The following is a 13,492-nucleotide window of genomic DNA, read 5'->3' as shown; positions in this document are numbered from 1 at the left end:
CCATCCTGCCCCTCGGGGCGGAACGCGCGGTCACCACCCACGGGATTCGACGTCGGCGTCGGGCAGGTGCGCAATCGTCCCGGGTGCCGCCGTGTCGCCCCCGGGCACCGCCTGGCCCGGCGCGCAAGGCACGACAGTCGCCAGGTGTCGGCGCGCCGCCAGCCGGTCGGCGATCAGGGCGAACAGCGAGATGGCCAGCACGTCGACGACGACCAGCTGCCAGGGCGCGTCGGCCACCGTCTCGTCCGCGGTGAGCCCGCCGTACGCGGCCGCCAGGGAGAACGCGATCAGGTTGTTCGCCACGTGCAGCGCGATCGCCGCCTCGAGCCCGCCGGTCCGGATCGTCAACCAGCCGCACAGCGCGCCCATCACGACCAGGTCCAGGACGCCCCAGCCCGTGCCGAACCCGTGCGCCCCGGCGAACAGCAGCGCCTGGAGGCCGATCGCCGGCCAGGGCGAGCGCAGGTACGAGCCGACGGCCTGCACCAGCCAGCCCCGGAAGACGTACTCCTCCGCCGCGGCCTGGAAGGGCACCAGCAGCAGGACCATCAGCAGGCCGGCGGCGAACTCCGGCGCACCCACCCACGCGTCGGCCGGGCCCAGCAGCGAATCCTCGTCGGTGGTCAGGTCGAGCAGCAGGTCCGCGCCGAGCACCATGCCGATGATCAGTGGTGCGGCGACCAGCAGGCAGCGGCCCAGCCAGCCCCACCGCAGCCGACCCGTCACCGAGGAGACCGTGCCGGCCGGACGCCGTTCCACGAGCCGGGCGGTGGCGAGCACCAGGGGAAGCAGGAGCGCCAGAGCGGCGATCAGGATCGCCGCGTCCGGGACCGGGCCGAAGACGGGCAGTCCGTCGGCGTCGCTCGGCCGGTCCGTGAGTTCGGCCACGACGGTGACGACACCGAAGAGCAGGCACATCCCCACCACCGCCGCCCCGGCCAGGGCGACGGTGCCGGCGAGCGGGCGCCACCAGCGGTACCCGGCGGTGCGGCCGAGCCGGTGGTACGGGGAACCGGGCGGGGCGCTCTGCGACATGTCTTCGATCATGGCAGCCGGGCCGTCCGGCTCGTCATCGCCCCGGCGGCGTTCCCGCACGGAGCGTCGGTCTCCGCCCGGGCCGGTACGCCAGGCAGGATGTCCCCATGACGCTCGTACTGCCCATCGACCCGGAGGCCAACCGGCTGCTGGAGCGCAGCCCGCTGGCCCTGCTCCTCGGCATGGTCCTCGACCAGCAGGTACCGATGGAGAAGGCGTTCTCCTCGCCGTACGTGCTCGCACAGCGGCTCGGCCACGAGCTGGACGCGGCGGAGCTGGCCGGGTACGACCCGGAGGCGCTTGTCGCGCTCTTCGCCACCCCTCCCGCGCTGCACCGGTTCCCGAAGGCGATGGCCGCCCGGGTGCAGGAGGTGTGCCAGGTTCTCGTGGACCGGTACGACGGGGACGCGTCCCTGCTCTGGTCCGACGTCACCGAGGGCCCGGAGCTGCTGCGCCGGGTGTCCGAGCTGCCCGGCTTCGGCAAGCAGAAGGCGCAGATCTTCGTGGCGCTGCTCGGCAAGCGGTTCGGGGTGACGCCGCAGGACTGGCGGGAGGCGGCTGGCGGGTACGGCGATCCGGGCGCGTACCGGTCGGTGGCCGACGTCACCGACGCCGACTCGCTGCGCCGGGTGCGGGAGTACAAGCAGCAGATGAAGGCGGCGGCCAAGGCGAAGACCGCCAGCGGCTGACCCGGTGGCTCAGGCGGCGGTGGGGTGCGCCAGTGACGCCAGCGCGCGCCTGACGTCGGCAAGCGAGACGGTGGCGGAGTCGTCCAGGTCGGCCAGGCCCGCCTCGATCCACTGCCGCATCAGCGTGGTGACGCCGATGCCGCGGGCGTCGGCGGCGGCGCGTACCCGCTCGTAGGTGTCCAGGGGGAGCCGGACCGACCGGCTGACCATCGGCACGTCGGTGTCGGGGGTGGGCAGGTCCACCGCCGGGCTCTCGTCGATCAGATCGGCGATCCGGTCGTCGCCGCTGTGGAACTGCTTGGTCGCGTCGTTACGGTGCATCGTCACGGCCCCCCTCATCGGCGATCTCTCCGTACGGCCTCGTCGTAGCGCTTGGACTCGACGTCGCTCAGCTCGCGGGCGGAGAGGATGTCCCAGTCGTTGTCGGTGCCATCGGCTTCGGCGAGCAGCACGGCCAGTCGGCGGCCCCGGCGGGCGGCGGCGTAGACCACCATCACGTCGTCGCCCAGGTGGCGGATCACCCGTCGGGCGCTGTGCAGCGCCTCCCAGACTTCCCCGGGTGTGACGTCGTAGACCCTCAGGTTGGCCAACGCCTCGTCGGTGAAGCTGAACCTGCTGCCCACTGCGGGAGCGTACCACGGGCGTAACACGCACCGGATCACTCGAAGTTCGCTGATCACGGTCCAGCGGTGACAGGATGAGGCGTAACCCCCTCGAGGAGGTCCATGGTGAAGCGGCAGGCGTACCAGCCGATTCTGATCACCGACGCCTCGCGCAGCCAGAACGATCAGCTCACCAGCCGTCAGCGCCGTTACGTCCTGATGATGGGCATCCGGGTGGCCTGCATCGTCGCCGGCGCGATCCTGGTCGGCGCGAACGCCCCACTGCTGTGGCTCTGGCTGCCCCTGTGCGCCCTCGGCATGGTGCTCATCCCGTGGCTTGCCGTGCTGCTGGCCAACGACCGGCCGCCCAAGGAGGAGCACCGGCTGGCCAACCGGTTCCACCGGCGGCAGGTGGACGACACCCCGCCGATGAGCCTCACCGCCGAGGAACGCCCCCACAAGGTCATCGACGCCGAACCCTGACCCGTCCCCGGGCCAGGGTCCGACAGGTCACGGCCGTGGCCGCGCACCGACGACCAGGGCAGCGCGCCGAACGCTAGGGCTCGCGCCGAACGCTAGGGCTGCGGTCGTGCGCCCACGGTGGAGACGGCCAGCGCGCCCAGGTCGGTGGCGCGGCCCATCGCCGCCGCCGGTGTGGCGCCGCCGAGCCAGGCGGTGAGCAGGCCGGCCGCGAAGGCGTCGCCCGCGCCCGTCACGTCCACCACCGCGACCCGCCGCGCCGGGGCCACGCTGACCACCGAACCCCGGTCCACCCAGACCGCGCCCGCCGCGCCGCGCTTGACCACGACCCGCCGGGCCGTCGCCGACAACGCCCGGCCCTGCGCCGCCGGGTCCAGCCCGCCCGCCAGCACCGTTGCCTCGTCCGCGTTGACCAGCAGCAGGTCGACATCGCGTACCCAGGCCAGGAACGCCGCGGCGCCGACCCGCCGCAGCGGCGCCGCGGACGCCGCGTCGACGCTTGTGGTCAGCCCGCGCTCACGGGCCGCGGCCAACGCCCGCAGTCCCGCGCCGCGCGACCCGGCGTCCAGCAGGGTGTACGCGGACAGGTGCAGATGCCCGGCGTCGGGCAGCGCCGCAAGGGCCCGCTCGACGTGCCCGTCGCTCAGCCGCAGGTTCGCGCCCCGCTGGGTGACCATTGTGCGTTCGTCGTCACCGGCCAGCACGATCACCGTGCCGGTCGGCACGTCAGAGACCCGCTGCACGGCGCAGTCGACGCCGGCCCGGTCGAGTTCGGCAACCCGGTCCCGTCCCGCCTCGTCGTCGCCCACCGCGCCGACGAGCGTGACGGGCACCCCCTGCGCGGCGACCCAGGCGGCGGTGTTGGCCGCCTGGCCACCACCGCCGAGGCTGATCTCGGCTGTGGTGTCCGAACCGGCCGCGAGCGGCCCCGCCAGTACCGCGACGACATCGGTGAGCACGTCCCCGACGACGACCACCCGGGCCGCTCGGGTCATGCCGCGACGGCGGTGTTGCGGGCGGCCGAGGCGACCGCGATCCGCGCGGCCAGGTCGGCGTTGCGCAGGATGATCCGGACGTTCACCGCCAGGCTCGCGCCCTCGGTGGCCGAGTGGAAGTGCGCCAGCAGGTACGGCGTGACTGCCTTGCCGGTGATTTCGTCGCGCTCCAGCCGGGCCAGACCGTCGGTCAGGGTCCGGTCGTGCAGCTCCGGGTCGAGCTGCTCGTCCACCGGCAGCGGGTTGGCGATGATCAGGCCGCCGGTGTGCACGGCCAGTCCGTCGCGGGCGGCGAGCACGTCCGCGACCTGCTCCGGGGACTCCAGCGACCAGTCCAGGTCGAATCCGCCGTCGGTCAGGTAGAAGCCGGGGAAGCGGTGGGTGCGGTAACCGACCACCGCGACCCCGAGCGTCTCCAGCCGCTCCAGCGTCGCGCCCACGTCGAGGATCGACTTGACCCCCGCGCAGACCACAGCGATCGGCGTCCGGGCCAGGGTGATCAGGTCCGCCGACTCGTCGAAGGTGTGCGCCGCCTCCCGGTGCACCCCGCCGAGACCGCCTGTGGCGAACACCCCGATCCCTGCCGCGGCGGCCACGGCGCTGGTCGCGGCCACGGTGGTGGCGCCGTCCGCCCCGGTCGCCGCGGCCACCGCCAGGTCGCGTACGGAGAGCTTGCTCACGCCGTCGACGGTGGCCAGCCGGGTCAGCTGCGCGTCGTCCAGGCCGACCACCAACTCGCCGCCGACCATGCCGATGGTCGCCGGGACGGCCCCGGCGTCCCGGACCGTCTGCTCGATCTCCCGGGCGACCCGCAGGTTCTGCGGCCGGGGGAGGCCGTGCGAGACGATGGTGCTCTCCAGGGCGACGACGGGCCGGCCGTCGCGCAGGGCGTGGGCGACGTCGGTGCCGTAGCTGATGCGAAATTCAGTCACGTTAAGCACGGTACGGGGTCGGGCTCCGGCCGGCCTCAAGTGGACCCGGCCGTGATGACCTGCCAAACTTGACGGTTGGAGGTGCAGACGTGAGCACAGAGGTTCTCGAACGTCCGGAACTGAAGGACGCCGACACCGGTCCCGAGATGTTCCACTACGTCCGCAAGGAGAAGATCGCCGAGAGTGCCGTCATGGGCACCTTCGTCGTCGCGCTCTGCGGGGAGACCTTCCCGGTCACCAAGGCCGCCAAGCCCGGGTCGCCGGTCTGCCCCAAGTGCAAGGAGATCTACGACTCGTACCGCGAGTGAAGCCCGGCCGGCCATCCGGCCGGCGACGTAGCCTGCGGCGGTGACCACCTCCACCGCCCTGCTCCTCGCCGACCTGACCGGGGTCGCGGTGTTCGCCGCCTCGGGCGCCTCGGCCGCGGTGGCCAAGCGACTGGACCTGTTCGGCGTCGCGTTCGTCGGCTTCGTGGCCGCGCTCGGCGGCGGGATCCTCCGCGACCTGGTCATCGACGAGGTGCCGCCGCTGGCCTTCGCCGACTGGCGGTACGCGGCCACCGCCGCGATCACCGCGCTCGCCGTGTTCTGGCTGCATCCGCAGCTCGCCCGACTGCGCACCACGGTGCTGGTGCTCGACGCGGCGGGCCTCGCGCTGTTCACCGTGACCAGCACGCTCAAGGCCCTCGACGCCCGGGTGCCCGCCGTCGGCGCCTGCCTGATCGGCATGCTCACCGCGATCGGCGGAGGGCTCGCCCGGGATCTGCTCACCGCCGAGATCCCGGTGGTGCTGCGCCGGGAGATCTACGCGCTGGCCGCGCTGGCCGGCTCGGTGCTCGTGGTCCTGCTGTACGCCACCGGACAGACCGGACCGGTGCCGCTCACCGCCGCTGCCGTGCTGGTCTTCGGGCTGCGACTGATCGCGCTGCGTCGGCGCTGGTCCGCCCCCGTGGCGACGCTGCGACCGCCGCGCACCGGCGACCCGGAGTGGTGAGGCGCCGTTCCGCTGGGGTGGCAGATGTGACCAGCGTGGCGTCGCCTGGGCTGTGCGCCCCGCTCTGGTTATGCTGAGTCGGCCTTCGCGGCAGCTACTGCGCGGAGGCGTTTTCATGGGCGGCGGTTCTCGTGGCCCTCGCCCCGGGTCCGCCGTCGTGCGGTCGGAGAGGAGCTTCGCGTGGCAGCCCGGACGCCGGTGCTCGAGACGTTCCCGGCACTACGTGCCTGGCAGCGCAAGGCCCTGGTGGAGTACCTGCGCCGGCGCACCGAGGACTTCACAGCGGTCGCCACACCCGGCGCCGGCAAGACCACCTTCGCCCTGCGGATCGCGGCGGAACTGCTCGCCGACGGCACCGTCGAGGCGGTCACCGTGGTCGCCCCCACCGAGCACCTGAAGAGCCAGTGGGCGGAGGCCGCCGCCCGGGTGGGCATCCAGCTCGACGCCGCGTTCCGCAACGCCGACGTGCACTCGGCGGCCGACTTCCACGGCGCGGTCATCACCTACGCCCAGGTCGGAATGGCCCCACAGGTGCACAGGCGGCGCACCATGACCCGGCGCACCCTGGTCATCCTCGACGAGATCCACCACGCCGGCGACTCCCGCACCTGGGGCGACGGGGTGAAGGCCGCCTTCGAGCCGGCCGTACGACGGCTGATGCTCACCGGGACGCCGTTCCGCTCCGACGACAACCCCATCCCGTTCGTCAGCTACGAGCGGGGCGGGGACGGGCTGCTGCGCTCCCGCGCCGACTCGGTGTACGGCTACTCCGACGCCCTGCGCGACGGCGTCGTGCGGCCGGTGCTCTTCCTGGCGTACTCCGGGGAGACCCGGTGGCGCACCAACGCCGGGGATGAGCTGGCGGCCCGGCTCGGCGAGCCGATGACCCAGGACCTGGTGGCGCAGGCGTGGCGTACCGCCCTGGACCCCGCCGGGGACTGGATGCCCCAGGTGCTGCGGGCAGCCGACGCCCGACTCACCGTGCTGCGCAACGCCGGAATGCCCGACGCCGGTGGCCTGATCATCGCCACCGACCAGCAGACCGCCCGCTCGTACGCCAAGCTGATCGAGCAGGTGACCGGCGAGAAGGCCGCCGTGGTGCTCTCCGACGACCAGGGCGCGTCCGCGCGGATCGCGACGTTCGCGGCGTCCGACCAGCGGTGGCTGGTCGCGGTGCGGATGGTGTCCGAAGGGGTCGACATCCCCCGCCTCGCGGTCGGGGTCTACGCCACGAGCGCCAGCACCCCGCTCTACTTCGCGCAGGCGATCGGCCGGTTCGTGCGGGCCCGGCGACCCGGGGAGACCGCGTCGGTCTTCCTGCCCAGCGTTCCGCACCTGCTCGGCCTGGCCAGCGAGATGGAGACCGAGCGGGACCACGTGCTCGGCAAACCCAAGGATTCCGACGGCCTCGACGACGACCTGCTGGAACGGGCACAGCGCGACGACCAGGCCAGCGGGGAGTTGGAGAAGCGTTTCGCCGCCCTCTCGGCGACCGCCGAGCTGGACCAGGTGATCTTCGACGGCGCGTCGTTCGGCACCGCCGCCCAGGCCGGCACCCCCGAGGAGGAGGAGTACCTCGGTCTGCCCGGTCTGCTCACCGCCGACCAGGTGTCCCTGCTGCTGACCAAGCGGCAGGCCGCCCAACTCGCCGCCCAACGCCGCCGGACCGCCGACGGGGCCGCTCAGCCGGCCGCTGCGCCCGCTGCGGCGCCTCCGGCACCAATGAGTGCCGCCCAGCGTCGTGTGGCGCTCCGGCGCCAACTGAACGCCCTCGTGGCCGCCCGCCACCACCGCACCGGCCAGCCCCACGGCAAGATCCACGCCGAGTTGCGCCGGCTCTGCGGCGGGCCGCCCAGCGCCCAGGCCACCATCGAGCAACTCGAAGAACGCATCGCCACCGTACAAACCCTCTGACCTCACCACCCCACCGGCACCGGCGGTTGTAGTGGTGTCCACGTGTCGCTGAGGCCACTACTTCCGTGGTTCGAGCGCGAGGCGCGGCGATCACACAGTTTCAGGGATGTTGCTGCCTCCCCGGCGTCTGAGGCAGCAACATCCCTGAAGTTGTGCAGATCTTGGCGAACCTCAGGCGGTGCGGCGTGCGGCCTGCCCAGAGGTGCGGCGTGCGGGACGATCGGGGCGCGAGACAGCGAAAAAGCCGGCCGGAGGCACCCTCGGGGTACCTCCGGCCGGCTATGTCGGTTTGCGGATCTAGTTCGCCATCAACTCGGCGCCACGCCAGCTGAAATCGGGCTCCGTTGCGAACCGCTCGGTGATCTTCACGAGATCCTCCGCGTACTTGTTCGCGTGGTGCCCACAGAACACCAACTCGCTCCCACCCGCCAGAGTGATCCGGAGCTTCCCGGCAGCATTGCAGCGGTCGCACCGTTCATCGGCGGCTGGGGGCGCCACCGTCTCGGGCGGCGGCGTGAGGGTCGGGGTCATCGCCTTCCTCCTCTGGTCGTCACCGATGAACAATCTCTTCGGTCGTTGCTCACCTATCGTGCAACACCCTTGACGGGCCTTGCCTTCCCTGTGTGCCCGCGGGGGACCGAGGTCACACATGGCAGGGACAGTGTGCCGTGCACCCAGGGTGCCACGTCAACGATCACATTCGTGCATCCGGACGATCACCATCTGGTGTTGCACACCAGGTGGTCAAAACGACACGTTCGGTTGACGAAACCTGCTCAGTCCAGGTAATCCCGCAGGACCTGCGAACGCGACGGGTGCCGCAGCTTGGACATCGTCTTGGACTCGATCTGCCGGATCCGCTCCCGGGTCACCCCGTAGACCTGGCCGATCTCGTCGAGCGTCCGCGGCTGGCCGTCGGTCAGGCCGAACCGCAGGCGTACGACACCCGCCTCACGCTCGGAGAGCGTCTGCAGAACCTGCTGGAGCTGGTCCTGCAGGAGCGAGAAGGAGACGGCGTCGACCGCGACCACTGCCTCGGAGTCCTCGATGAAGTCACCGAGCTGGCTGTCGCCCTCGTCGCCGATGGTCTGGTCCAGTGAGATGGGCTCCCGGGCGTACTGCTGGATCTCCAGCACCTTCTCCGGTGTGATGTCCATCTCCTTGGCCAGCTCCTCCGGCGTGGGCTCGCGGCCCAGGTCCTGGAGCAGCTCGCGCTGTATGCGGCCGAGCTTGTTGATGACCTCGACCATGTGCACCGGGATGCGGATGGTGCGGGCCTGGTCGGCCATGGCGCGGGTGATCGCCTGCCGGATCCACCAGGTGGCGTACGTGGAGAACTTGTAGCCCTTGGTGTAGTCGAACTTCTCCACGGCCCGGATCAGGCCGAGGTTGCCCTCCTGGATGAGGTCGAGGAAGGCCATGCCGCGACCCGTGTACCGCTTCGCGAGGGAGACGACGAGCCGGAGGTTGGCCTCCAGCAGGTGGTTCTTGGCGCGTTCGCCGTCGCGGGAGATCCAGCCGAGGTCGCGGACCATCTCACGGGTGAGCTTCTCCTCGCCCTCGTCGGCCGCGCGCAGCCGCTCGGCGGCGTAGAGCCCGGCCTCGATGCGCTTGGCCAGCTCCACCTCCTGCTCGGCGTTGAGCAGGGGGACCTTGCCGATCTGCTTTAGGTACGCGCGGACCGAGTCGGCGGAGGCGGTCAGCTCGGCGTCGCGCCGGGCCTGCTTGAGCGCCTCGGACTCCTCGTCGTCCCACTCGAAGTCGTTGTCGGTGGCGGAGGCGGCGGCGTCGGTCTCGGCGGCCTGGGCCAGCTCGGCCGGCTCCTCCACGACCACGTCCTCGATCGTGGCGGCGAGCTCCTCGGGGTCGATCTCGCCGTCGGCGCCCTCGCCCTTGGCCTTGCCGGCGGCCTTGGCCGGCTTGGCGCCGGCTGCCGCGGCGACCGTCGCCTTGGTGGCCCGGGTCGACTTGGTGGCCTTCGCCGGCGCGGCGGCGGCAGCCACGTCGGCGGTGCTGCCGGCGGCCTTGCGGGGGGCGACCTTGCGCGGGGCGGGCGTCGCCGGGGCCTCGTCGGAGGCGGGGGCCTGCTTCGGGGCGGGGGCGGCGGCCTTCTTGGTGGTCTTGGCGGTGGTGGCCCGGGACGCCGGCGTCGTGGACCGGGCCGCGGCGACCCGGCGGCGGGTGCTCGCCGAGCCGTCCACCACCACGGTCACTCCCGCCTCGGAGAGCGCCCGCAGAATCTTCTTGGCCTGGGCCGGAGTCACCTCGGCGGACTCGACGGTGCGCGCGAGCTGGGCCGACGTGAGCTGACCACCGGCGCTCTGCGCGTGGGCGATCAGGGTGTCGGTGAGCGAGCGAACGTCGGCGCCGGTCTGGCGGGGTTCTGTCACGAATGACCTTCCGGAGGCGAAGAGCGGGCACGGCCGGGTCGTCCGGCACAGCATGGGTCAACCAGGCCGGGCGATGTGGTTGAGGGGCCCCCGTGTCCCGGGCCGGCCGGTGGTCGGCGGTCCGTGGCGCGTGGGCAGGGGTGAATTGTAACGCCGTCTGCGGCGATCATCCTGCGCCGCACTGCGTAACGGCGGTGAGACCGCCGATTCGGCGCTGATGTGGACTTTGTAAGGATGATACTCGCGTACGGCGCTGAGGGCTCGACCGTCGTCGCCGGCCGACGGTTGACCAGCGATGGTTGCCGTGGGCGGGCCGGGGAGCTGAGCACTTAGCGCACATTACCAATACAAAGCGGACATGCCGGTCAGACCCGACACTGGCCGGCGTCGTTTTGTCGCCGCGACGATGGATCATGGTGGGGCCGCAGGGCGCCGGCGTGTGGAAAGGGACGAACCATGACCGGCTCGACGCCGACGCCGCAGGAGTTGCTAGCGATCGCGATGGACGTGGCCCGGGAGGCGGCGGACACCGCGTACCGGATGCGGGCCGCGGGGGTCGAGGTCGCCGCGACCAAGTCCACGATCACCGACGTGGTCACCGCCGCCGACCGGGCCGTCGAGCGGCAGGTCCTGGACGCCCTGGCCACGATCCGCCCCGACGACTCGGTGCTCGGCGAGGAGTACGGCGAGGAGCCCGGCGCCGGTGCCCCCGGCGCGACGGGCAGCGGGGTGCGGTGGATCGTCGACCCGATCGACGGCACGGTCAACTACCTGTACGGACTGGCGCACAGCGCCGTCTCGCTGGCCGCCGAGGTCGACGGGGTGGTCGTCGCCGGGGTGGTCCGCAACGTGTTCACCGGCGAGGAGTGGACGGCCACCCTCGGCGGCGGCGCCTGGCGGGCGGGGCAGCGGTTGCGGTGCTCGACGGAGACCGACCTCGGGCAGGCGCTCGTCGCCACCGGCTTCGGCTACGACGCCGCGCGCCGCTCGCACCAGGCCCGGGTGGTCGCCGGACTGATCGCGCACGTGCGGGACATCAGGCGCCTCGGCGCCGCCGCCCTGGACCTCTGCCTGGCCGCCGAGGGGCGGGTGGACGCGTACTTCGAGAAGGGTCTGGCGGCCTGGGACCAGGCCGCCGGCGGGCTGGTGGCGAGCGAGGCGGGGCTGCGGGTGGCCGGCCTGCGCGGGCTGCCGGCCGGCCCGGACCTGGTCATCGCTGCTCCGGAGGCCCTCTTCGCGCCGCTGCACGACCGCCTGGACGACCTGGACGCCGCCGGCGGCCCCTGAGGCGCCCCGGGCCGCCCGGCTACTTCTTGACCGGCATCGGGCAGGTGCCCTTGGGTGCCTCCGGCGCCCCGGAATCGCCGAGGGACTGGTTGACCTCGGTGGTGGTGGCCAACTGCTGGAAGCCGTTGCCGAGCACGACGTCCACCGTGTCGTCGGTGCGCTTCTCGTCGTAGCCCGGGTCGGCGTTGTTGAGGAAGTACGCCTGCAGCAGGTGCGCCGAGCCGACGCCCTTCGGGCCGTACCGCAGCACCGCGATGCCGTCGACCTGCTTCTTCTCGTTCGCGGTCTTCTTGACCTGGAACTGCCGGTTGCTGAACTCGTCGGCGACCGTGCGGGCGAGGCCGGGCTGGTTCGTGGCGTTGTAGACGTTGATCTTCACGTCCTTGCGCTCGCGCAGGGTCAGGTCGGCCAGGGGCCAGCCCTCGGGGCAGCCCGCGGCGGTGCCCGCCTTGCCCTGGCTGTCGCGGACCACGGCCACGACGACGAAGACCAGGGCGATGACCGCCAGCAGACCGACGACGACGAGTGCTCGAACTCGCGCGAAACTCATCAGGGCACTCCCCGGGACGTCAGGTGGGTGGCAACGATCTCTGACCGCCGGCCGTCGAATACGCCGCTGAGGTTAACGGTTGTCCGGCCGTCGCGTGGAAACAGTCCGACATGCCGGCGCGGCGACCGCGAACCGGGTACTACTACCCCTATCTTCGTGTCGCCTGAGTCACATTGGGAACAACTTCGCGTGCTGGGGCGTACATCTCAGCCGCAAGGGCGGTATACATGCCTCGCCCAAGGGGGGGTAAGGTTCCGCGCTCGCAGGGGAGTCGCCCCAGCGGTCCCGACCCGTTCGGTCCCCGGGTCGGGTGCCCGACACAAGTGGTGGCCGGCCAGCGGAACCGAAACAGCGTCGCCCGGCGTTACAACCGGGAAGCGACAACATCGATATGGGAGAGTGAAACCGATGGCCACCGACTACGACGCCCCGCGTCGCGACGAGGTCGACCTCGGCGAGGACAGCCTGGAAGAGCTCAAGGCACGGCGGGTCGACTCACAGTCGGGCGCGGTGGACGTTGACGAGGCCGAGGTGGCCGAGAGCTTCGAGCTGCCCGGCGCCGACCTGGCCGACGAGGAGCTCACGGTCAAGGTGCTACCGATGCAGCAGGACGAGTTCCGGTGCGCCCGCTGCTTCCTGGTACATCACCGCAGCCAGTTGGCTGTCGAGCGCAACGGCGAGCTGATCTGCCGCGAGTGCGTCTGACACGCATGACACCAGCGGCGGCCTCCTGATCGGGGCCGCCGCTCCCGGTGTAGCAGTGCGTCTCCGGTGGGTACCTGCTTGACTCGTAACGGGTAGCCCACAGCACCGGGAGGTCCGACCCATGAGCGATCGAGGCGAGACCACCGACGGTGGTGCCGACGACCTCGGCGCCACCGTTGCCGCGTTGACCGCGGACGACATCGAGCCGGCCCGACGCCGTCAACTGCTGACACGCATGGTCGGGCAGGCCCGCGCCCGGGGGATCTCCGACCTGTTCAAGCCGCGCTCCGCCGTACGGTGGATGGTCGACACCGTCGCCGAGATCGCCCCGCACGTGCCGGTCCGTGACCTGGCCACGCTGCGCGCGCACTTTCCGGGGCTGGACGACACCGCCCTGGCCGAGCGCCTGATCCGTAACGCGTCGCGGACCACCGCGGCGATCGGCGCGGCAGGTGGGGGAGTCGCCGCCGTCGAGTGGACGGTGGCACCGACCCTGCTCTCCGCACCGGTGCTGCTCGCCGCCGAGACCGTCGCCGTGGTGGCGGTGGAGCTGAAGCTGGTAGGCGAGCTGCACGAGATCCACGGCGTGGAGCTGCCGAGCACCGGCAGCCAACGGGCGGTCACCCTTGTGCACTCGTGGGCCACCCAGCGCGGCGTCAACCCGATGGTGCCCGGCGTCGGGGTGGGCGCGGTGCTCGGCACCGCCGCCCGCAAGGAGCTGCGGGACATGCTGCTGCGGCGCTTCGGCCGGAACCTCACCACGCTCGGGCCGTTCCTCACCGGCGCGGCGGTGGCCAGCTTCCTGAACCGTCGGGCCACCCAGCAGATGGCCGAGCAGCTTCAGGTGGACCTGCGCCGCCGTGGCATCGCCCGCCCGGCGCCGCCGCCGGAGCTGCCCGGGCCGCCCACCGGCACCTGAG

At 72.1% G+C, this 13,492-nt stretch carries 16 protein-coding genes; 8 read left to right on the top strand and 8 right to left on the bottom strand.

Going from position 1 to position 13,492, the window contains the following annotated elements:
• Nucleotides 1–30: 30 nt before the first annotated feature.
• Entirely contained in the window at nt 31–1,035 is a 1,005-nt protein-coding gene (locus tag AB0N27_RS10235; protein ID WP_364366388.1) for a CPBP family intramembrane glutamic endopeptidase, read from the bottom strand.
• Between the two features lie 107 nt (nt 1,036–1,142).
• Between AB0N27_RS10235 and AB0N27_RS10230 the strand changes: the two genes are divergently transcribed.
• Nucleotides 1,143–1,724, top strand: a complete 582-nt coding sequence (locus AB0N27_RS10230) for an HhH-GPD-type base excision DNA repair protein (RefSeq protein ID WP_364366385.1) — start codon at nt 1,143–1,145, stop codon at nt 1,722–1,724.
• A 9-nt stretch (nt 1,725–1,733) separates the two neighbouring features.
• Here the strand turns inward: AB0N27_RS10230 and AB0N27_RS10225 are convergent, their stop codons facing one another.
• Nucleotides 1,734–2,045 carry a hypothetical protein gene (locus AB0N27_RS10225; RefSeq protein ID WP_124771984.1) on the bottom strand — a complete coding sequence of 104 codons (312 nt, stop codon included), beginning with the start codon at nt 2,043–2,045 and terminating at the stop codon, nt 1,734–1,736.
• Between the two features lie 14 nt (nt 2,046–2,059).
• A complete protein-coding gene (locus tag AB0N27_RS10220) occupies nt 2,060–2,347 on the bottom strand; it encodes a hypothetical protein (protein ID WP_124771959.1) in 288 nt (95 codons plus the stop codon).
• 102 nt (nt 2,348–2,449) lie between these two features.
• Here AB0N27_RS10220 and AB0N27_RS10215 point away from each other — a divergent pair, with 102 nt between their 5' ends.
• The gene (locus AB0N27_RS10215) at nt 2,450–2,809 is read left to right on the top strand and encodes a DUF3099 domain-containing protein (protein WP_364366382.1); all 360 of its coding nucleotides are present in this window, start codon (nt 2,450–2,452) and stop codon (nt 2,807–2,809) included.
• Nucleotides 2,810–2,901: 92 nt separating this feature from the next.
• Here the strand turns inward: AB0N27_RS10215 and AB0N27_RS10210 are convergent, their stop codons facing one another.
• A complete protein-coding gene (locus AB0N27_RS10210; protein WP_364366379.1) occupies nt 2,902–3,801 on the bottom strand; it encodes a PfkB family carbohydrate kinase in 900 nt (299 codons plus the stop codon).
• Nucleotides 3,798–4,733, bottom strand: coding sequence for a pseudouridine-5'-phosphate glycosidase (locus AB0N27_RS10205; protein ID WP_364366376.1), 936 nt, complete (start codon nt 4,731–4,733; stop codon nt 3,798–3,800). Before AB0N27_RS10205 ends, AB0N27_RS10210 begins: the two co-directional genes overlap by 4 nt.
• Before the next feature lie 89 nt (nt 4,734–4,822).
• Between AB0N27_RS10205 and AB0N27_RS10200 the strand changes: the two genes are divergently transcribed.
• From AB0N27_RS10200 to AB0N27_RS10190, 3 genes are all read left to right on the top strand, one after another.
• Nucleotides 4,823–5,041 carry a DUF3039 domain-containing protein gene (locus AB0N27_RS10200; protein WP_007456912.1) on the top strand — a complete coding sequence of 73 codons (219 nt, stop codon included), beginning with the start codon at nt 4,823–4,825 and terminating at the stop codon, nt 5,039–5,041.
• A 40-nt stretch (nt 5,042–5,081) separates the two neighbouring features.
• The gene (locus AB0N27_RS10195) at nt 5,082–5,726 is read left to right on the top strand and encodes a trimeric intracellular cation channel family protein (RefSeq protein WP_364366372.1); all 645 of its coding nucleotides are present in this window, start codon (nt 5,082–5,084) and stop codon (nt 5,724–5,726) included.
• Between the two features lie 180 nt (nt 5,727–5,906).
• Nucleotides 5,907–7,640, top strand: a complete 1,734-nt coding sequence (locus tag AB0N27_RS10190) for a DEAD/DEAH box helicase (RefSeq protein ID WP_364366369.1) — start codon at nt 5,907–5,909, stop codon at nt 7,638–7,640.
• Between the two features lie 297 nt (nt 7,641–7,937).
• Here the strand turns inward: AB0N27_RS10190 and AB0N27_RS10185 are convergent, their stop codons facing one another.
• Nucleotides 7,938–8,171: a hypothetical protein gene (locus AB0N27_RS10185; protein ID WP_139586187.1), complete on the bottom strand. Its 234-nt coding sequence runs from the start codon at nt 8,169–8,171 to the stop codon at nt 7,938–7,940.
• Between the two features lie 245 nt (nt 8,172–8,416).
• A complete protein-coding gene (locus AB0N27_RS10180) occupies nt 8,417–10,030 on the bottom strand; it encodes an RNA polymerase sigma factor (RefSeq protein ID WP_357987182.1) in 1,614 nt (537 codons plus the stop codon).
• Nucleotides 10,031–10,486: 456 nt separating this feature from the next.
• Between AB0N27_RS10180 and AB0N27_RS10175 the strand changes: the two genes are divergently transcribed.
• A complete protein-coding gene (locus AB0N27_RS10175) occupies nt 10,487–11,317 on the top strand; it encodes an inositol monophosphatase family protein (RefSeq protein WP_364366365.1) in 831 nt (276 codons plus the stop codon).
• A 19-nt stretch (nt 11,318–11,336) separates the two neighbouring features.
• On the opposite strand, the gene AB0N27_RS10170 is transcribed toward AB0N27_RS10175, so the two are convergent.
• The gene (locus tag AB0N27_RS10170) at nt 11,337–11,867 is read right to left on the bottom strand and encodes a LytR C-terminal domain-containing protein (protein ID WP_357987176.1); all 531 of its coding nucleotides are present in this window, start codon (nt 11,865–11,867) and stop codon (nt 11,337–11,339) included.
• A gap of 408 nt (nt 11,868–12,275) precedes the next feature.
• Between AB0N27_RS10170 and AB0N27_RS10165 the strand changes: the two genes are divergently transcribed.
• The gene (locus AB0N27_RS10165; protein WP_007075406.1) at nt 12,276–12,572 is read left to right on the top strand and encodes a DUF4193 domain-containing protein; all 297 of its coding nucleotides are present in this window, start codon (nt 12,276–12,278) and stop codon (nt 12,570–12,572) included.
• 121 nt (nt 12,573–12,693) lie between these two features.
• Nucleotides 12,694–13,491 (top strand): hypothetical protein, encoded by a 798-nt coding sequence (locus AB0N27_RS10160; protein WP_364366360.1) that lies wholly within the window; start codon nt 12,694–12,696, stop codon nt 13,489–13,491.
• The last annotated feature ends 1 nt before the right edge of the window (nt 13,492 follow it).

The sequence above is a fragment of the Micromonospora sp. NPDC093244 genome, from assembly GCF_040683695.1.
Taxonomy (GTDB): domain Bacteria; phylum Actinomycetota; class Actinomycetes; order Mycobacteriales; family Micromonosporaceae; genus Micromonospora.
Note: the sequence above shows the minus strand (reverse complement) of the source record. Positions and strands in the feature narration are given on the sequence as shown.